The following is a 19,850-nucleotide window of genomic DNA, read 5'->3' as shown; positions in this document are numbered from 1 at the left end:
AGGCGAAAACAGGCTAAAATGCGGCATTCAATGACCCTTTTGGACCAACTGCTCAAAGGCCTGGGCTCTTCTCTCCAGTGATATCCCCAGTGATTTGTAAAACTTAGTTAAGGCCACATTATAATCGAACATGGCTTGAAGATAAGCTGTCTCGGCTTGATATACCGCCCGTTGCGCATCTCTTAGTTCGATTGCCGTTATGACGCCGGCTTCGTATCGGGCCTTTGCTATACGCAGACTCTCCTTTGCGCGCAGGAGAGACTTCTCCTGCAGAGGCACCTGTCTTTTGGCATCTTCGAAGCTTTCGAGGTTTTGCCGCACTTCCAGCGCTATGCCAGTCTTAACGTCCTCCAGCCCAGCCTCGGCGTAGCTGAGGCCAGCTTTGGCCTTCTCAAGCACAAGAGGGGGAGTAAAATCATTCGTGTAGACTTCAACTTCCTTCTTCTTAAGGGCGACAGTGTCTTCAGCTCTCTTGATCTCCGGCCGGTTCGACAAGGCATACTGGATCGCCTTTTCACAATTAAATGAAATAGGCGCGTATTTGAATTGACTGGTTAACTTCCTGGTAGAATCCAGAGCTATTCCAATCAGGCGGTTGAGTCTCATCCTGTTTAACGCTAGATTCGATTCGGCCCTGCTCATCTCCGCCTCTGCGCTTGCAAACTCCGCATCCGCAGTGATGACATCGATTTGGGCGACCATACCTAACTTGAATTTGCTCTCCGCCACCTTGAGCTGGTCTTCGGCCTGTGTCAGATTCTCCCGCGCCAGAACCAGTCCCCTTTCAGCCTTGAGTACATCATAATAAGCTTGCTCAACCTGTGTCGCTATATCTGCCCTGGCGATCTCATAATCCCTTTGCGCAGTGACCCATGCCGCTTTGACCGATAATTCAGTGGTGACAGAGGGCCTGAGGATCAGATCAGCCATTGACTGTTTGTATGAGACCTCCGCTTCCTGGAGTTCGAAGAGGGCCAGCCGGGATGCACTACCTTGCTCAAGGGATAGCTTTATAGCTTCCTCCAGAGTCAAGGTATCCTTCTGTTCCTGGGCCAAAAGTTGGCCTGAGAATAAAATCGCGCTTACTAGAACCATAAGAATGCAGCAATACGACTTAAAACGAAACCCCGACACCATTCCAATCCCTCCTGATCATCTAAAGCTTAATTGTTTGCCTATTGCCTGATGCAGCCTCATTTCCGCCAATATGGAATCATATATGGCGAATTCGCGGTCGACTTTCGCCTTATGTAGAGCAAACTCCCCTTGTGTTATATCCCGCTCTGTAGCGGAACCCCTTTCAAGTCGCGCCTTTAGTATCCTCAGGTTTTCCTCCGCGGACCTCATGGAATTCTCGGCGTTCGATATGGAATGCCGCGCCGCTTGGAGTTCATTGAATGCTTGCCGCACAGAGACCTCTATTTGAGATTCGATAACGCGGACCTGCCGTTCAAGCTGGGAAATCGTCAGTCTGGCCTGCTTCTCTCTTTCGGCGCCTGTTCCACCATCCAGTGGGGTCCAGGATATATTGACCCCCGCGTACCAGCCAGCCGGCTTTCGCTGGTTTGCATCGACCGAGACCTGCGATCCCTTTATTGCCTTCTCTTCACCACATTGTCCAGTCAACTGCCAGCTGAGATTCCATTCAGGGTCCCCCGCGGAGAGACCGAATGACCAGTCTCTCTCAGCGTAACCTCCTGTGATAGTCATTATGGGACCTTTCGCCTGGATCAGCTTTTTGAGCTCCAGGTTTGCCTCCGTAAGCTTATCCCTTGCATCATATAGTTCCACGCGGTGCTTCAAGGCATGATCAAGCAACTGCTGAAGATCGTATTCCGCGGGAGCATAGTCCTGCTGGTCCACCAGGGCGATAATACCGGAACCCAATGGACATCCAGTCACTTGATTGAATTCCAGGTAGGCCAGCTCCAGGGCGGCGGCAGCCTTTGAGAGATTCTGCTTTGCTTCATCCATATCCTGCTGTGATTTGAGAACATCGGACGTCGACGCGATCCCCAGCTGTAACTTTAGCTTTGCATCGCGAAAAAGGGTCTGGGAAATCTCGAGGGACTTTTGGGCGAGCTCTAGAGATTTTTGTGCCTTGAGGACCGTAAAATATGCCGATGTAGTCTTATATATCACCTTCTCCCGGACGAGCGCAAGGTTCCTTTCCGCGCCCTTTACTTTCAGTTCTGCGAGAGCTTCCTGGATAGGCGGGCCCATCAACTTTCTCCCGGTAGGAAGAGAATCCTGCACACTCAGACTCAATGTCGCCGCATCATAGGTTCTTTTCATGCTCCTGTCCCAACCTGCGTTCGCGTTAGTTTCTATCTTGACTGTGGGGTTGAAAAGACTATCCCTGGACGCGAGTGAAAGATTGGAGCGTGCCATGATCACGGCATCTTCAGCATCAGCTATCTCGGGATTTGCCTCGAGAGCGATCTCAATCGCGTCATGTAAGGAGAGTTTTCCTTGGCCGTGTCCCCTAATCAGGTCGGACGATGAGTCCAAGACCCCTCCCTCAGCCTGGCTGGGACTCGAAGCGGATGATGGATTCGAGTTTCGTCCTTCAGCCTGGCCACCAGCAGATGCAGGTAATTGATTTGAACCTTGGTCTGCAAGGACACGGCCCATACTCGTGGAGAATATGAGGCATAGCGAGGCCACGACGAAAAATATTCGCATCGATCTGTTTCGCCACACAATGCGGTCACCTGCCAAAATGAAATAACATGATCCTGTGCCAGTTCCCCCCATCTCATGTTAGACGCATATACATGGCCAACCCTTCAAACCTTTTGAAAGTTTTTTCAAAGCAGACTCCCTATGTGGATACCCGTGCTAGGTGAAGGTTCGAAGATCTTCAGGCCTCTTGAACAAAATGGTTGCGGCGACCCTTCTCGACATGCGGCCTATGCTACGCTATGCAGAGGGGAGTCAATGTTCTCCTCGTACTATCACTTAATACTGAGGCTGTTGATGTTTCCCACATTTTGTCAACGCAGCCCGGTTGAATCGCGCAAAACCGTCGTCGTGCTCGGCCAAACTGGCAGCTGCTAGGGAAGTTCAACAGTCTCAGTACTACTCTGTTAGATAAGGATTAAGGGTGCAAGCCTCGAGAACGGAGCCTCTCAAGGTAGCGGTGCAAGACCATTCGGATCAGAGTAGTCTGGCCGATACCGGCCTTCTCGGCGACACGTCTGAATGTTTCCAGATCTTCACGTGGCAGTCGTAGAGAGAGGTGCACCAGTTCCTTTTCCGGAGCCCTCTTAGTTTCGACATTTACCTCCTCCAGACCCATCAAGTCCATGCTGTCGGTCTCGTCAAAGAATTTTGCAAGTTCATCGATATTATCGGTATCGGGAGGATACTTCCCGGCCATAAAGCTACCCCCTTTCATAATATCGTCGTTCGCGGTCGGTCATGTCCCGGGCGGTTATCGGGAGCGCGACTCCCTGTCCTTCGTCTAGAAGCACTATGTATATATACCGCCCATCGCTGGTCTTACCATAGAAATAGTAAATATAATGCTCCGGGTCCTTTTCAGACCTTGGCCCGCGTCGAATAATATGTCCTTCATCATCGAATACGACCTCTTCCACTTCATCGGTGTCGATGCCATGACGGGCTATGTGTGCAATGCGATCGAGCCTCCAGTTAAGCTTTTCGATCCGCATTTGATAACCTCCTATTGTACCACAATGTAGCACATTGATCAGGTAATGTCTATAAGGGAATGTTAGATCAGTCTAAAAATCTGATAGGGACCCGAGCATGAATAGTTATCTCTCCAGGTATTACTTCGATTTGATCCACCAGCATGCGAACAAAGCGTTTACGGCCCTCGAAGTCTAGGTTGTCCAGGGTGGCCTTTACTTCACCCAAAGCATCCCGGATATTCTGAGGAGCAGGCGCATGGCGTATGACTGTCAGGCGAGAGTTAATCTGCGATGTAGGCTCCAAATGAAACCCATAGCCTGATCCATGATCTGTGTGGCGGAGCATCAAGTGGATGAAACAAATAGAGTCACTTTCTGGCTTGGAGCCCAATATACTAGATTGTGGTTCATTAGAAATCATGGGGGTGATTTTCTTGCCTACAGACAAGATGCCGGAGGCGGCCTATGTGAGAGGTATATCGCAACGTCAGAGGGATGAGATACTGAGTGGTCTCAACGTGGATCTGATGTGGGAATACGCGGCCATGATCCAGTATATCCAACACGGCAGCATGCTTACGGGCCCAGAATATGTCGCGGTCATACAAGAGGAATTCGAGCATGCTCAGGATGAGCATCAACACGCTGTCATTCTCGCGGATCTCATTCAGTATCTCGGCGGCATCCCTACTGTTGATGTGGCTGAACGACTTACATCTCTTGACAATGAGGAAATGCTTCGTCAGGACCTCGAAGCCGAGTATGGGGCTATTGCACGCTACTTGACCCGGATCAGACAGCTTGAAAGTGTGGGCCTTTATGACTCTGCTCAGAAGATCCGCAATATCGTCCTAGTAGAACAGAATCACGCCATCGACCTCGAAAAGGCGCTCGGCATACGCAGAGCTACGTCCTTGGGACCATTCGGCAGTATAGACTGATGATGAATTTTCATCTTTGCCTTGAGACAAGCTATCATGGAGCATTCAAATTCAAATAGGTTATATAGGTCGATTCACAGGTGGCGTTTATGGCATATAGCAGATGGTGGAAAGGCTTTTCAGTTCGCGCCCGCCTTCTTGTCATTCTAGGGGCTTTCCTTTTGGTTGCCGGCGTGGCTACATATATGGATCATGGTGGCGGCAAGCCTCCGTCACCAGATGACCGGCAGAAGGAAGGCCCTCTTCCGGGGAAATCTGATGTGAATAGGACCACAGACGAGCTGTCCCAAGCACTACAAAGCCTTTTTGAAAGGCGGGCTGAGGCCGTCGTCAAGGGAGACATCGGCTTGCTGAACTCTATCTATAGTACAGATGCTTCATCTGCCCTCAAACACGAAAAGCGCCGGGTCAGATATGTCAAAGCATGGGCGAAAAAGAGGGGAGTTCGCCTCACAGGGCGCAAAGTATTTCTAGAGATTCAATATGCGGAGACCAGGGGAAACCTGGCATTTGTAAATGTATGGAGTAGCATGAATATATCATATATTCACACCAATCCCAGCACCAGTGCGACTCCCAGTGGCTCCATAACAAGGGCCGGGAGAACATCAGGGCACGATCAGGTTTCCCCTTTGGTCTTTGGCATCAGGACCAGACACAAGATGGTGCTTGTGTGTGATGACAAGGGCTGGCGCATCCGCAAGGACGACTATACTGATCCCCTCGGTGAAGACACTCTGGTTCCCGAAGTGGCACCAGCTGCGGCCCGGCCGGATGTCTCCCTTCTAACATTGCAGCCTGCCGTAAGTCACCGGCAAAAGGGCCTAGGCTATGACCGCGATGCAGCCGTGGCATATGCAAACAGATATTGTGGAGTCAAATTGAGCAGGGATGGAAGCTTTGGGTATAACCTGCGCTACAAAGATTATACTGACCTGGGTGGTGATTGCACAAACTTCATCTCCCAGGTCCTCGGAGATCGGGAGGCGGGCAAGCTTCCGATGAATGATACCTGGAACTATAATTACTCTGCCGGTGAGGCTGCTGGCGGGTCAAAGGCATGGACTCAGACTGAAGCATTCGCTGAGCATCTATTCTCCAGTGGCATCGCAAAATGCATCGCTCGGGGGGACTATTATTCGGTTACAGGCTCGACAAGGCAGTTCCCACGAGGCGCCATAAATGAGCTGAGGAAAGGCGATCTGATCGCATATGAGGAAAAGGGTGATATCCAACACTTCGCGGTCGTTGTTGGCCGCAATCCTGCAGGCTACGTCCTCGTGAACACCCACACCGCGGATAGATATAAGGTTCCATGGGATCTTGGATGGGATAGAAAGACGGTGTTCTGGCTGATAAAGGTACTGTAGATTCGGCATAGGGCTCTTTGCCAATTCTTTAGGCAGCCAGGCAAGTGTGCGGGGCATCGCACATTGCCGGATTACATGTTGACATGTGAAATATATAGGACTAAAATAGTCCTGTATAGAATATGATGCAGCATACATCAAAATCAGTTCCAGTAGCAGAAATATTGGGCGTTGGAATGCAGTAGCATTCTATAACGGTTAGCGGAATCTGGCAAAAGGTGAATCGGGTGGTACAGTATTGGAATTCATAAAAAGGAATACGGATTATGCGCTTCGCGCACTGGCATACATGGCCGCGCGATCTAACCGCGGAGTGTTCTCAATCTCGGAGATCGCCGCAGTTGAGCAAATCCCTGAGGATTTCCTTCGCAAGATCTTCCAAAAGCTTACTGGTGCGGGTCTGCTCGTTTCAAGCAGGGGACCTCGAGGTGGATTTTCCCTGGCTCGCGACCCACGCGAGATAACGGTACGCGAGATCGTAGAGGCAATTCAGGGACGAATCGCAATCAACCGCTGCCTTCTCGGGAGGGATGCATGTGAGCATTTTGATAAATGCAAACTGAGGGAAAGCTGGACGGGTATACAGATGGCTTTTGTCAATTTCCTTGAGGGCATCAGTCTTCAAGATCTGGCCAAACAACAGCACAACTCCGAATAGCATAAGGGGGCGGATAATCAGATCTGATTCTGAGGCTGGTCACCAATGCTTGTGTTCAGGACCACGACAATCTTCAGTATAGACGGAAATAGAATGGGAGGGGACGAAATGGCGGAGAAAGTAAGCCAGCACGAATCAATCCGGACAATGCACGACAAAATGAAGGAGGACGGGGTTGTCAGCGTAGTCGAGAGGTTTGAAGCCCAGGGAGCCAGGTGTACTTTCTGTGAGCAAGGAATAACCTGCCAGCTATGTTCGATGGGGCCTTGCAGAATCCTCAGAAAAGCGGATAAGGGAGCCTGCGGCATAGATGCAAATGGCATGGTGATGCGCAACATGGTGCACAGGGCAAATATGGGCATCGCAGCATACATCTTTCATGCCAAGGAAGTGGCCAAAACCTTGAAGGCGACCGCTAAAGGGAAAACTCCATTCCAAATAAAGGATAGAAGCAAATTGGACTTACTTGCAAATGTATTTGGGATTCCGGCCGGATGTGATGCCTTTGGGGAAAAGGTAGCAGACGCCATGGTCGCTGAGCTTAATAAAGATAGTCTGGAAGAATCAACCATTGTAAATGCCCTTGCTCCTGAATCAAGAAAGAGGCTGTGGCGTGACCTGGGTATCTTCCCAGGAGGGCCGGTAAGTGAACTTGTGGATTCTACCGCCCGCGCCATGACAAACATAGATGGCGATTATGTTTCATTAGCCAAGACAGCACTCAGGCTCGGAGTGGCGAGCTGCTATGGCGCCCTCGTTCCACTGGAGATCGCGCAAGACGCCCTCTTTGGCACGCCAGCTCCGCACGAAGCTTATGTGGATCTAGGCATCCTGGATCCAGAATATATCAACATTCTCCCCAATGGTCATGAACCTTTCGTAGGAATGGCCTTGATCGAGGCGGCGCGGTCTGAAGAGACACAGAGGAGGGCCCGCGAAGCCGGCGCGAAGGGGCTGAGGATTGTCGGTTCTATCGAGACTGGCCAGGAAATAATGCAGAGGGTTCCTTGCGATGATGTATTCGTAGGGCTTACGGGAAATTGGCTGAATCAGGAGTTTGTCCTTGCTACCGGGGCAGTGGATGTATTTGCCATGGATATGAATTGCTCCTTGCCTTCCCTCGCTCCAATAGCTGAAAAGTATCGAGTAAGCCTCGTTTCCGTATCCAGGCTTGTGGGCGTGCCGGGGGTGGATAGAAAGATCATCTATGATCCAGAGCGCGTTCATGAGCAGGCCATGGAGATCATCGATATAGCTATAGAGAATTTCAAGAGACGCAAATCAAATCTAAGCGCCAGGAATCTCAAGAAAACAAAGATCATGACGGGCTTTTCAATAGAGGCAGTCTTGGGCGCATTGGGTGGAAGACTGGATCCATTGCTGGACGCCATTAAGAGCGGCGCCGTAAAGGGCGTCGTGGCGCTTGTCAGCTGCACGTCTCTTAGAAATGGCGGCCAGGATACCATGACAACAGCTGTCGCCCGCGAGCTCATCAAGCGCAACATGCTGGTCCTTTCAGCGGGATGTGGCAATGCGGCATGCCAGGTGGCGGGTTTGAATTCCCTGGATGCCCAGGAGATCGCAGGCGATTCCCTGAGGGCCGTATGCAAGGCACTTGGGGTGCCCCCTGTCCTCAGCTTCGGGACATGCACCGATACGGGAAGGCTCGCGCTCCTGGTGGGAGCCGTCGCCAATGCGCTCGGAGTTGACACAGCTCAGCTACCTGTGGCAGTGACTGCGCCAGAGTATATGGAGCAGAAGGCTGTAATAGATGCCTTCTCAGCTGTGGCCCTGGGGCTCTATACTCATGTTTCCCCGGTGCCCCCTGTAACCGGCGCGCCTGATGTAGTGAATCTCCTCACGCACGATGTTGAAAAGCTCACTGGAGGAAGACTTGCTGTAGAGACAGATCCAGCCGCAGCGGTAGATGGCATCGAAAGACACATAGATGGCAAAAGAAAAGCATTAGGCATATAAGGCGAATAAAAAATCTACTGGTCAGGCAAGGGCGCTCGCGTGAGCGCCCTTGTTTTTGGCATTGCATGAATATCTCCATGCAGGTATGGCATCACCAATTGCCATGGTCCCCGCATATAATATAAGGTCCCAGATCTCCATCAATGATTTGGGGGGCGCGCCTGTATGCTGGCCTTTTATCCTCAAGATATCAATTCTGTGCTCTTAGGGGTGGAGGAGGGGAGGCTGAGCCCTCCCCAGGCCCTAGGGGTTCTAAGAGACCTACCACTCGATTATGAAGATCACCCGCAAGGGAACATGAAACCCCATTCCAGCAGCCTCCAGCCAGATCAGGAGAGGGCTCGTAGATTGCGGGAGGCCATGTCTGAGCTTGATAGCCTCGTAGGATTGGAAAAGGTCAAAGCCCTAGTCAGGGAAATCATCGCGTATGTGAAGGTCCAGCGGATAAGGGCCCAAAACATGTTGGCATCTGAACCCCTGGTTTTGCATATGATCTTCAGTGGCAACCCGGGAACAGGGAAGACTACCTGTGCACGTATACTTGGCAAAATCTTCAAAGAAATGGGCGTCCTCGAAAAAGGGCATCTAGTTGAAGTGGAAAGAGCAGATCTAGTCGGAGAATATATCGGGCATACCGCGCAAAAGACCAGGGAACAGATTAAAAAGGCCATGGGAGGCATATTGTTTATTGACGAGGCCTATTCCCTGGCCAGGGGCGGCGAAAAGGATTTCGGGAAGGAATCGATTGATGCCCTCGTAAAATCGATGGAGGATTACAAGGACAGGTTTGTCTTGATCCTCGCAGGTTACAGGAATGAAATGATCTCGTTCATTCAAACAAATCCCGGCCTCAGATCAAGGTTTCCCATTCATATGGAGTTTCCGGATTACACTATCGAGGAATTGATCAAGATCGCCCAGATGATGCTGAGGAAGCGGGAATATAAAATGGATTCTTCCGCTCTGTTCGAGCTCCGTTCCATCTTGATCTCCAAGATAGCAAATGATGGGGAAAACTCCGGAAATGCCAGGCTTGTGCGTAACATCATCGAGAGGGGCATCCGAAGGCAGGCCCTTCGCCTCATGAACAAGACGAACCCCACCAGGGAGGATCTAATGGTAATCAAGCGGGAGGACATAAGTGAGGGGCAATAGCCTGTGAAGCGGTGCATCATTGTGGGCAAGGCGAATGTTGGCAAGACCCTCTTCCTGATTGCCCTGGCAGAATCTTTGAGAGTCAAGGAGATCTCAATTATATTCGAGACGCCGGACGGCAAGAAGATGTCGTCAACGCTCAGGATCGAGGATGCAGTGAATAGACTTGTCGGGGTCAGACACCATCTGACCAGATGTCTCCAATCAGTTATACTAGATTTGCCCGCCGGGAAAGGACGGAAGGAGATAGAATTCATTGACACTACGGGCCTTTCTGATGGCATTCACCATGATTCTGATCTGAGGAAAAGCATGGCCCAGACCTTGGCTGCCCTACGTTCTGCCCACATGATCCTCCATATATTAGATGCAGCGGATATAGGCAGAGGTGAAAATCCCCTTGCGACAGGTGGGGTCGACAGGGAAATCTGCGACTTTGCGCGCTTCAGATGCAGTTATTGTATCATTGCCAATAAGATGGACCTGCCTGAAGCCGAAAAGGGGCTGGAAAAGATCATCCATTATGCTCCTCCCGGGGGAAAGGTTTTTCCAGTTTCAGCCTTAAAACGACAAGGGCTTACGGAGGTGAAACGATACGTCACAAGCCAGATTTGAACCTTATTATGGCTTTGCAGCCGTTATCTTGACCGGGTTTGCCGCCAAGTTGATGGACGACTTTCTGGACCGGGAAATCGATATGTCCGGGCAGAGGCCGTCGCTATTCACCCTCATGGGAGATGCCACTTTCCCTTATTCTATCCTATCTTTTGCGCTAGCCTGCGCGTTCGATGCCCGAATCGCATGTCCTTTGATGTTGGGCATCTATGCCACGGGCATGATCAGCGAAAATGGAGCGAGATATCCGTCCGGGCTCACGGCCTATCTCGAGGTGGCCTTGACCATCCTATTTTCCCTTTTATTCTTTGGCTTCAGGCTCACATTCGCCTCCGTTTTTCTCATGATAGCTTTACAGCTTGTCGACGATTTAGTAGACTACTCTAAAGAAAGAGATGTTGGATCAAGGAACCTTGTGAGGTTGCTGGGCAAAGGAGAGGCGTTCTTGCTTTCAATCTGCCTCCTCCTGGCCGGGTGGATAGCGGATAGGAAGATCACATGTCTGGTCGTAATCGGGGCGCCAATCGTCATGCTCTTGGTTTCCCTTCTCTGCCGTAGGGCTCGTTCTCGGGGAGCGATTGATCTATGACCCCGGAGGCCTGGATCCTATGCATTTTCATAGCCATGCTGGTGGGATTCATACTTGGGCGTAGATCGGGCATCATAGAGGGATATTGCCAGGGAGTCGTCTTTGCTCCTATCGAGTTTCGCAGGAGATCTCTCGAAAAAGGAAGATGCTCTATTTGCGGGACCAGAGTGAATGAGGACGATGGCTGGGCGTTTCCAGATTCATACGATATCGAAGATCTAGTTATCGAAAGAAGGGAAAGCCATTTGCAAAGCTGGTCAAGTTCTCTAGAATTTGTGAAGATGCACGGACTCGGCAACGATTTTGTGGTGCTGGATTGGGTAGATAACCGAGCTATGCCCAGCGGGGGACATCTTGAGGATGAGGAGCTTTCGCGTCTCGCCATTGAGGTCTGCGATCGCCATTTTGGCGTGGGGGCCGATGGCATGGTTTTGATACTGCCATCCGAGATAGCGGATCTAAAGATGAGAATTTTCAATCCAGATGGCAGCGAGGCTAGGATGTGCGGGAATGCCACCAGGTGCATCGCCAGGTATGCATACGAAACAGGACTAATCCATGAGCCCCAATTCCTGCTTGAAACGCTTTCTGGGATAGTAAGTCCCCGCGTGAATATCAGGGATGGAGAAGTCGTAGGAGTCACCGTCAACATGGGTGAGCCTGTTTTTAAAGCCAGCCGGATCCCGGTGATCTCTTCCACTGATACTGTCATAAATCAGCCAAAGGCGTTTGGGAATCAAAAAGTGAACATTACCTGCGTTTCTATGGGCAACCCTCACTGCGTCATATTCATCGATGACCTTGAGGCTATAGATCTCCATACCATGGGCCCGTTGATCGAAAATGATCCAATGTTTCCTGATAAGATCAATGTAGAATTTGTTCAGGTGCGCCGCAGGGATGATGTTAAGGCAGTAGTCTGGGAGAGAGGAGCCGGCCCGACGCTTGCATGTGGCACGGGCGCATGCGCCATAGTCGCCTCCGGCGTGATGAGGGACATCCTGGATAGGGAAGTATCGGTTGAGCTTCCCGGAGGCGTATTACAAATCCGCTGGGATCAGCAAGATAATCATATCTATATGACTGGCCCGGCTCAGAAAGTCTTTCGCGGCTTTATGGATATATCCGAGATAACAAATCGAGATCGAACTGGGAGGTCTGAATAGTGCAAGAGGCTGATAGAATCCGTAATCTTCCACCATACTTGTTTGCCGAAGTTGATAAGGCTATAGCTCGCGCAAAGCAGCAGGGTAAGGATGTCATCAGTTTTGGCATCGGGGATCCGGACCTGCCTACCCCTTCCCATATCATCGAGAGGTTGGAACACGAGGCCAGAGATCCCAAGAACCATCGGTACCCTTCTTATGAAGGCCTGCCGGATTTCAGGAAAGCCGTAGCGGATTGGTATGAGAAACGTTTTGGGGTCATCTTGGATCCCGAGACGGAGGTCGTGTCTTTAATAGGATCAAAGGAAGGTATTGCCCATATCTCATGGTGTTATGTGAATCCTGGCGACATAAACTTGGTGCCTGACCCTGGGTATCCAGTTTATTCTATTGGTACTTTGCTTGCCGGAGGTACAAGCTATATGGTGCCACTCCGCCCGGAAGAGGGGTTTACGCCGGATCTTGATGCCATCCCCGAGGAAATCTGCCGGAAGGCGAAGTTGATGTTCATAAATTATCCAAATAATCCTACCGCCGCTGTGGCGGACCTTGATTTCTTCGCAAAAGTTGTGGAATTCGCCAAAGCTTATGACATCATCGTCTGCCATGATGCCGCCTACAGCGAGATAACTTTTGATGGCTACAGGGCGCCCAGTTTTCTTCAGGCCCCAGGCGCAAAAGACGTAGGCATAGAGTTTCATTCACTATCTAAGACCTACAATATGACCGGTTGGCGTCTTGGGTGGGCTTGCGGCTCTCGAAGAATCATCGAGGCGTTGGGTAGGGTCAAGACAAATATTGACTCCGGAGTCTTCCAGGCCATTCAGTATGCCGGCGTCACCGCCCTTGAAGGGTCTGATGAATCGACCAGGCGGACATGCGAGATCTATCAGAGGAGACGCGACTTGGTGATATCGGGTCTTAATAATCTCGGATGGAACCTCGAGCCCCCAAAGGGAACCTTCTATATCTGGGCACCTGTTCCAAAAGGCTTCAAATCTATCGAATTCAGCAATTATGTCCTAGAGAAGACAGCAGTCTTCCTAACACCGGGGATCGGGTACGGATCCTGCGGGGAAGGATACTTCCGGATATCTATCACGACTCCTGAGCACCGCATCGAGGAAGCCATGGATCGTTTTGCGAAGGCAGGAATTCATTTTGAATAGCGTCGATGGGTTCTTTGATGAAGCCGGACAGGTATACGGCATCGATGAATCGCTCATAGCACTTGCTAAAAAGGCGGTAGGAGACACCGGACATGCCTGGGATGAAGTTGAGCTTACCTGCCGGCATAATTTCCTCAAAGTGATGAAGGCATATCAGAAGGTCGGGGTAGGGGACCATCATTTCGCCGGTACCACAGGATATGGCTATGGGGATTTGGGGCGCGAGGCGCTGGAAAGGGTCTTTGCTGATGCCTTTGGAGCCGAGAGGGCCATGGTAAGGAGTCAGATCTCCTCAGGGACTCAGGCTGTAGCATTAGGCCTGGCCGCTCTTCTATTGCCGGGCGATGAACTGCTCCTGTCAACCGGCGCCCCATATGATACTCTTCAAAAGGTGATCGGCCGCAGCCCTGGAGATGCCGGTTCTCTCATGGAAATGGGGATCAATGTAAAGCAGGTAGATCTCTTGCCGGATGGCTCGCCGGATTTGGATGCCATAGGGGAAAATATCAATTCGTGTACCAAAGTCGTATTTGTGCAGCGATCTAAAGGGTATTCCTGGCGTCCGGCCTTATCAGTGGATGAAATAGGACGTATCGTGGGGACCGTAAGGCAGGCTAACAGTAGGGCAAAGGTCTTAGTTGATAATTGTTACGGAGAATTTGTTGAAAGAGATGAACCTACCGCAAAGGGGGCTGATCTTATATGCGGTTCCCTCATAAAGAACCCAGGTGGAGGTATCGCGCCTTGCGGAGGTTATATCGCCGGCAAAGATGAATGTATGGAACGTGTTGCAATGAAATTCACCGCGCCGGGTCAGGGAGATGAGATCGGCCCGACTCTGGGCCTGAGTCGCCTATTCCTGCAAGGTTTTTTCCTGGCCCCATTCATGGTTTGCCAGGCTCTCAAAGGCGCCATATTCGCCTCTGGCCTATTTCGTCTCCTTGGGTTTGATACAATCCCCGGACCGAATGACCATAAGGGGGATATAGTCCTCGGGATATTATTTGGAAATCGGGAGAGGCTTGTGAGTTTTTGTAGGGGAATCCAAGAATCATCCCCGGTGAATGCGCAAGTCTTGCCAGAACCCGCCCCCATGCCGGGGTATGACCATGAGGTTTTGATGGGCGGCGGCACCTTTGTGCAGGGAGCGTCCTCCGAGCTTACAGTGGACGCCCCGCTTCGTGAACCCTATGCGGGATACCTACAGGGTGGATTTGCCTGGGAACAGGTCGCTCTTGGCGTTTTGAGGGCCATAGATCGCATGTGGAGGCAAGGTTTGGTCGACTAGAATATTGACTTTTGGGGGGGATCTGCTAGAATCGGTATTGACCGATGCCCCTGTATTCGGCGCGGCGGTCTGTACCTTGAAGGGAGGCGGGACTTTGGATGGAGAATACTTTGGGTCGTCATATCTTGTGCGAGGTGTACGGGTGTGACCCTGAGGTACTGAATGACGTGAAGACCATCGAGGAAGTCATGACCAACGCTGCTTTGCGGTCGGGTGCTGAAGTCCGCGAGGTGGCGTTTCATAAATTCAGCCCGCAGGGAGTCAGCGGCGTTGTTGTGATTTCTGAGTCCCACCTTACTATCCATACCTGGCCGGAGTATTCATATGCTGCAGTGGACGTATTCACCTGTGGGGAGCATGTAGACCCCGTCGTCGCATGTCAGTATATCTTCGAAAGGCTCAGGGCAAAGGATATGGTGGCGTCTGAGGTCAAGAGGGGGATCCTTAACCGTCATGAACTGGGAAGCATTTCCCCGGGGTAGAAAAAGAGGGTCGGTCGATACCTCGTGTGAGGACGACCGGCCCTCATGCTCTTCCATGAAGGAGGGGGAGGACCATATGAGGCGAGTGCGTGGTCTACTCTTGATGATAGTGATCGGTTTGTGGGCCGCATCTCTATCCATGAGCACAGGAATGGCAATAGCAGCGCAGGATACATCGTCCCCACCAGGTTGGCCCTCTGTTTCCGCTGGATCTGATCTGCGACTCACCATATATCAAAATGGATTCGGCCTAGCGCGAGAGACCAGGGAGTTCCGGCTTCTGAATGGAAGAAATTCTGTGTACCTGACCGATATTCCCGAGACCATTGATACCTCGACTATACAATTGGTTTTTGATTCATCGGGTCTTGCTCCTGTTGTCACTGATTATGAGTTGTGGCGTGAAGATATCACCAAGGCGGGACTACTCAGGGAGTACATTGGCAGAGAGATTGAGATCATAGATGAAAGCGGTACATATACTTGCACCCTAGTGTCAGCCGGCAATGATGGTATCATAGTTCAGAGAGGCGACCGCATCATCCTGAATCCTCCCGGGACGATCGTCATTCCTGCGGAGTCGCTCAAGTCATGTAAGGGTAGACGCCTGGTCCTGGGAATCAATTCAAACACGAATGGTAGTCTGAAAGGGGAAGTCAGTTATATCGCTTCAAAGCTTTTCTGGGATGCTTACTACACCGGGGTTCTAGATAAGAGCGAGTCAAGGCTCGATATTTCGGGTTGGGCGAGACTGACAAATCAGACTGGCCTTGAATACAGGAACGCCGCGATAAAGCTGGTGGCAGGGGACCTGAATATGTCATATGGCAGGGATGCCGGGCAATCGAATGCTGCAATGAGTATATCCGGGCCAACCGGCGGGGCGGGATATGAGCTGCCGGCAGAGTCACAATTCTTCGAATACTATGCTTTTGACATCCCAGGGCGTATTACCTTATCGCCGTCGATGACGAAGTATGTGCAGCTGATTCCCACCAGAAGCTTGCCTGTCAAGAAACTCTTTGTCTTTGAGGGGCCATCCTATGGTGGAGTAGAACCTTTTGTGGGTCTCAAGCGCACTCTGAACGCCAATATCATATTGGAATTCGTCAATGCCAGCGGCGGACCTCTTCCCGCGGGCAAGATCCGGATCTATCGGAGGGGAGAATCCCGATCCCTTGAATGGTTGGGTGAAAATTCGATAAAACAAACCCCCAAGGATGAACGGGTGGAGCTTGTCGTAGGAAAGGCCTTTGATGTAGTAGGAAATCTGACGGTTACTGACTATCGTCGAACGGGCGCGCGTTCCTATGAGGAGGCGTGTTCTATAAAACTACGGAATCACAAGAACGCCGATGTGGAAGTTGTTGTTTGGCAACATTTTACCGGGGACTGGTCACTCTCAAGCCCGGTTCCATACAAGAAGATAGATGCTTCCACTGCGGAGTTCAGGGTCAAGGTGCCAAAGGATAAGGAAGTTGAGATTCTGTATCGAGTCAAAGTCTCAGGATGATTTCAGAGTGGCAGCCGGCTATGCGGGTCCAACCGGCGCCACCGAAGGATGAAAATGTCGGCAGATCGTTTCGAATCAGGGTAGGGGAGGGCAGAAGCTTCAAGGTGTCCGACAGATGGGGTGGCGAAAGCCACGGATGGCCTGAATGTCTATGGATGTCCAATATTCGGGCGGAACTCTCTGCCGAGGGGCCATTTTGCGCTCTCTCGCGTCAATATGCCCCATCCTATGGAGCCTAGGGACATGCAAGGTCTTTGGCATCGCAAGGGTATATGTTGCTGTGCGATCATCACTTACAATGGCAGAGCCTTCGATGTTCCATTTATATTCAAGAGGGCCGAGGTCCTCGGTATCCAGTCCCAGTCTCGCCAAAGCTTCAACCAGATTGATCTCCTGCCATGTGCCAGGCGGTATTATCGACGTATGCTTCCGGACTGTAAGCTATCGACGATCGGGGCCTATATCCTCAATCTTCCCAGGGAGGATGACGTTCCTGGATGGATGATTCCGGATCTTTACTATCGGTTCATTAGCACGGGTGATAGTGAAATCATCACATCCATACTTGAACATAACGCCAGGGACCTTCTGACATTATATCTTTTATCCCAACATGTTCGGCAGTTATCGGAGGGCAATTATCGTGATAGATCAGGAAAAGGTGAAAGAAGCAGTCAGGATCGTCTTACAGGCCATTGGAGAGGATCTGTCTCGTGAAGGAATAAAGGATACGCCTGAACGGGTGGCGCATATGATGGGGGAGCTCTTCTGCGGGATTGGAAAGGATCCACGTGATGAGCTCCAGCCTATATTTACCGAGGAACATGAGGAACTGGTGCTGGTCAAGGATATTCCGTTCTATTCTATGTGTGAGCACCATTTGTTGCCATTTTTAGGCAAGGCTCATGTGGCCTATCTGCCCAAGGGCGGGCGTATCGTTGGTCTCAGCAAACTGGCACGTGTGGTGGAAATCCTTGCGCGACGCCCGCAGATGCAGGAGAGGCTCACTGCGGAAATAGCTGATATGATAATGGATGCTCTCAAACCCCATGGCGTTTTGGTAGTCATTGAAGCCGAGCATCTCTGCATGACCATGAGAGGAATCCAAAAGCCCGGAAGTCTCACAGTTACTTCGGCGGTAAGAGGGTTCTTCAGGAAAGACGCGGCCGCGCGGGCGGAAGCTTTTAGCCTTATTAACAGACGCTGAGTTATATTCCTCGACTCCCCTCATATATATTATGTGAAGGCCGGATAAGCCCGGCATGCCGGGTAGTAATTCCACTCCGGTTATGGTTGGTGGAGGGGAGTGAGAAGGTGGAAAAGTTTGACGTTTTAAGGGACATACAGGAGCGGACCGGCGGAGACGTATACATCGGTGTCGTAGGTCCCGTGAGGACAGGTAAGTCTACTTTTATCAGGCGGTTCATGGAACTCTTCGTGCTACCCAACATCAAAGATGCCTATGACAGGCAAAGATCAATCGATGAACTACCTCAAGGCGGCGCCGGGAAGACCATCATGACAACCGAACCGAAATTCATACCCAGCGAGGCTGTAGGGATAGATGTGGCAGAAGGAGTCCACCTCAATGTGAGGATCGTAGATTGTGTCGGATATACTGTAGAGGGGGCCCTTGGCTATAGGGAAAAGGATGGCCTGCGCATGGTCGCGACACCATGGTTTGATCATGAAATCCCATTTGAGGAGGCCGCTGAGGTAGGCACACGCAAGGTCATCTCCGAACACTCCACAATAGGTTTGGTGGTCACCACTGACGGTAGCATCGTGGAACTGCCAAGGGAAGCCTATGTATCCGCCGAACGAAGAGTCGTCCAGGAGCTAAGGGATCTGGGGAAGCCATTTGTTGTGATATTGAACTCGACCCATCCTGATGCCAGGGAAACCCGGTCTCTTGCGGCTGAACTGGAAGGTGAATATGGGGTCCGTGTAATGCCCCTCAATTGCGCAGAATTGGAGACCAAGGACGTTGCCGGGGTGCTGCAGGAGGTTCTCTATGAATTCCCTGTCAGAGAGATGCGGGTGACCTTGCCTATCTGGCTGAGAGAGCTTTCAGAGGATCATCAGGTGCGCCAGCAATTTGAACAGAGTGTTACCGAGGCGGTCAGAAAGGTTAGGAGAGTCAGGGATGTCTCGGGTGTCAGTGAAGAGCTCAAGAGCAAAGAGTTCATAGAACGAGTGGAACTGATTGGGCTTGATCTAGGGCACGGGAAGGCGGAGCTAAATCTCGTGGCTCCCAGGTCTCTCTTCTTTGCCGTGTTGAATGAAGCCAGTGGGCTGTCCATCGATGGAGATCACGATCTCCTGAGGATCATCAGGGATCTCGCCACTGCCAAGAGGGAATACGATAAGGTAGCTCAGGCGTTGGATGATGTGCGAAATGCCGGATATGGCATAGTAATGCCTCTTCTCGACGAGATAACATTCGAGGAGCCTGAGCTTATTCGTCAAGGCAATAGATTCGGTGTGAAATTGAAGGCTGTCGCGCCTTCGATTCATATGATCAGAGCAGATATTCGCACAGAAGTAACAACAATGGTGGGCACGGAGAAACAGGGTGAGGAAATGGTAAGACGTTTCTCCGAGGAATTTGAATCAGACCCGGGCCGTATCTGGCAGACTGATTTCCTTGGCAAGTCTCTATATGAAATTGTGCAGGATGGCCTTGAAAGCAAACTCGTGCGGATGCCTGAAAATGCCCAGCAAAAGCTTCAGGAGACATTGAGCAAGATCATCAATGAAGGCAGTGGAGGGCTTATTTGCATCATCCTATAAGCTTACGGCGGCGCAAAAGATTGAGGATGAACCCTCATTTGGGGGTATCATCCGCTGCGTCGCCGCAAGACCACATTTCATGCGTCTTTGCATAATAATCGCCCCGCCTTCTGGACAAGCTACTGGATAGGGAGGTGAGGGCGATGACTAAGGCCGAACTTGTCGACAAGATCGCCGCCAAAACCGGAATGACCAAAAAGGATTCTGCAGCGGCTCTTGACGCCGTGCTGGATTCTGTGGCCGAAAGTCTGAAAAACGGCGACAAGGTATCTCTTGTTGGGTTTGGTTCATTCGAGGTACGTAAGAGGGCCGCAAGGACAGGCAGAGATCCCAGAACGGGACAGGAGATCAAGATCGAGGCCCGTAAGGTGCCCGTGTTCCGGGCCGGGAAAGCCCTCAAGGACGCAGTTTCTTGAGGATGAGACAAATGGTACGTTTTGATCTGTGAATTTAGGGTTGATGAAGGCCATCAACG

The 19,850-nt window shown here is 51.2% G+C and carries 20 protein-coding genes; 16 read left to right on the top strand and 4 right to left on the bottom strand.

Annotated elements, in window-relative coordinates:
* Positions 1-27: 27 nt before the first annotated feature.
* From HPY52_04420 to HPY52_04405, 4 genes are all read right to left on the bottom strand, one after another.
* On the bottom strand, positions 28-1,137 hold the full coding sequence (locus tag HPY52_04420) for a TolC family protein (protein NPV79509.1): 1,110 nt from the start codon (positions 1,135-1,137) through the stop codon (positions 28-30).
* 15 nt (positions 1,138-1,152) lie between these two features.
* Complete coding sequence (locus HPY52_04415) at positions 1,153-2,511, bottom strand: TolC family protein (GenBank protein NPV79508.1); 1,359 nt, start codon at positions 2,509-2,511, stop codon at positions 1,153-1,155.
* A 589-nt stretch (positions 2,512-3,100) separates the two neighbouring features.
* Complete coding sequence (locus tag HPY52_04410; GenBank protein NPV79507.1) at positions 3,101-3,382, bottom strand: hypothetical protein; 282 nt, start codon at positions 3,380-3,382, stop codon at positions 3,101-3,103.
* Positions 3,383-3,386: 4 nt separating this feature from the next.
* Positions 3,387-3,677, bottom strand: a complete 291-nt coding sequence (locus HPY52_04405; protein ID NPV79506.1) for a hypothetical protein — start codon at positions 3,675-3,677, stop codon at positions 3,387-3,389.
* Between the two features lie 431 nt (positions 3,678-4,108).
* Between HPY52_04405 and HPY52_04400 the strand changes: the two genes are divergently transcribed.
* From HPY52_04400 to HPY52_04325, 16 genes are all read left to right on the top strand, one after another.
* Positions 4,109-4,600 (top strand): ferritin-like domain-containing protein, encoded by a 492-nt coding sequence (locus HPY52_04400; protein ID NPV79505.1) that lies wholly within the window; start codon positions 4,109-4,111, stop codon positions 4,598-4,600.
* Between the two features lie 89 nt (positions 4,601-4,689).
* Positions 4,690-5,970 carry an amidase domain-containing protein gene (locus tag HPY52_04395; GenBank protein ID NPV79504.1) on the top strand — a complete coding sequence of 427 codons (1,281 nt, stop codon included), beginning with the start codon at positions 4,690-4,692 and terminating at the stop codon, positions 5,968-5,970.
* Between the two features lie 238 nt (positions 5,971-6,208).
* A complete protein-coding gene (locus tag HPY52_04390; protein NPV79503.1) occupies positions 6,209-6,628 on the top strand; it encodes an Rrf2 family transcriptional regulator in 420 nt (139 codons plus the stop codon).
* A 108-nt stretch (positions 6,629-6,736) separates the two neighbouring features.
* Positions 6,737-8,605 (top strand): anaerobic carbon-monoxide dehydrogenase catalytic subunit, encoded by a 1,869-nt coding sequence (cooS, locus tag HPY52_04385; protein ID NPV79502.1) that lies wholly within the window; start codon positions 6,737-6,739, stop codon positions 8,603-8,605.
* Positions 8,606-8,770: 165 nt separating this feature from the next.
* A complete protein-coding gene (locus tag HPY52_04380) occupies positions 8,771-9,760 on the top strand; it encodes an AAA family ATPase (GenBank protein NPV79501.1) in 990 nt (329 codons plus the stop codon).
* Positions 9,761-9,763: 3 nt separating this feature from the next.
* Positions 9,764-10,375: a GTP-binding protein HSR1 gene (locus tag HPY52_04375; GenBank protein NPV79500.1), complete on the top strand. Its 612-nt coding sequence runs from the start codon at positions 9,764-9,766 to the stop codon at positions 10,373-10,375.
* Positions 10,376-10,403: 28 nt separating this feature from the next.
* Complete coding sequence (locus tag HPY52_04370; GenBank protein ID NPV79499.1) at positions 10,404-10,964, top strand: hypothetical protein; 561 nt, start codon at positions 10,404-10,406, stop codon at positions 10,962-10,964.
* 35 nt (positions 10,965-10,999) lie between these two features.
* Positions 11,000-12,130 (top strand): diaminopimelate epimerase, encoded by a 1,131-nt coding sequence (locus tag HPY52_04365; protein NPV79498.1) that lies wholly within the window; start codon positions 11,000-11,002, stop codon positions 12,128-12,130.
* The gene (locus HPY52_04360; GenBank protein NPV79497.1) at positions 12,130-13,299 is read left to right on the top strand and encodes an LL-diaminopimelate aminotransferase; all 1,170 of its coding nucleotides are present in this window, start codon (positions 12,130-12,132) and stop codon (positions 13,297-13,299) included. The genes HPY52_04365 and HPY52_04360 overlap by 1 nt, the downstream gene beginning before the upstream one ends.
* A complete protein-coding gene (locus HPY52_04355) occupies positions 13,292-14,587 on the top strand; it encodes a hypothetical protein (GenBank protein ID NPV79496.1) in 1,296 nt (431 codons plus the stop codon). Before HPY52_04360 ends, HPY52_04355 begins: the two co-directional genes overlap by 8 nt.
* Before the next feature lie 98 nt (positions 14,588-14,685).
* Positions 14,686-15,069 carry an S-adenosylmethionine decarboxylase proenzyme gene (locus tag HPY52_04350; protein ID NPV79495.1) on the top strand — a complete coding sequence of 128 codons (384 nt, stop codon included), beginning with the start codon at positions 14,686-14,688 and terminating at the stop codon, positions 15,067-15,069.
* A 76-nt stretch (positions 15,070-15,145) separates the two neighbouring features.
* Positions 15,146-16,582 carry a hypothetical protein gene (locus HPY52_04345; protein NPV79494.1) on the top strand — a complete coding sequence of 479 codons (1,437 nt, stop codon included), beginning with the start codon at positions 15,146-15,148 and terminating at the stop codon, positions 16,580-16,582.
* Positions 16,583-16,810: 228 nt separating this feature from the next.
* Positions 16,811-17,299, top strand: coding sequence for a hypothetical protein (locus HPY52_04340; GenBank protein ID NPV79493.1), 489 nt, complete (start codon positions 16,811-16,813; stop codon positions 17,297-17,299).
* Positions 17,220-17,789 carry a GTP cyclohydrolase I FolE gene (gene folE, locus HPY52_04335; protein ID NPV79492.1) on the top strand — a complete coding sequence of 190 codons (570 nt, stop codon included), beginning with the start codon at positions 17,220-17,222 and terminating at the stop codon, positions 17,787-17,789. The genes HPY52_04340 and folE overlap by 80 nt, the downstream gene beginning before the upstream one ends.
* Positions 17,790-17,896: 107 nt before the next feature.
* On the top strand, positions 17,897-19,375 hold the full coding sequence (gene spoIVA, locus HPY52_04330) for a stage IV sporulation protein A (protein NPV79491.1): 1,479 nt from the start codon (positions 17,897-17,899) through the stop codon (positions 19,373-19,375).
* 143 nt (positions 19,376-19,518) lie between these two features.
* Complete coding sequence (locus HPY52_04325) at positions 19,519-19,791, top strand: HU family DNA-binding protein (GenBank protein NPV79490.1); 273 nt, start codon at positions 19,519-19,521, stop codon at positions 19,789-19,791.
* Positions 19,792-19,850: the final 59 nt, after the last annotated feature.

Source organism: Bacillota bacterium, assembly GCA_013178415.1.
In the GTDB taxonomy this organism is placed as follows: Bacteria; Bacillota; SHA-98; order Ch115; family Ch115; genus Ch115.
This window is presented reverse-complemented; position numbering and strand designations above follow the sequence as displayed.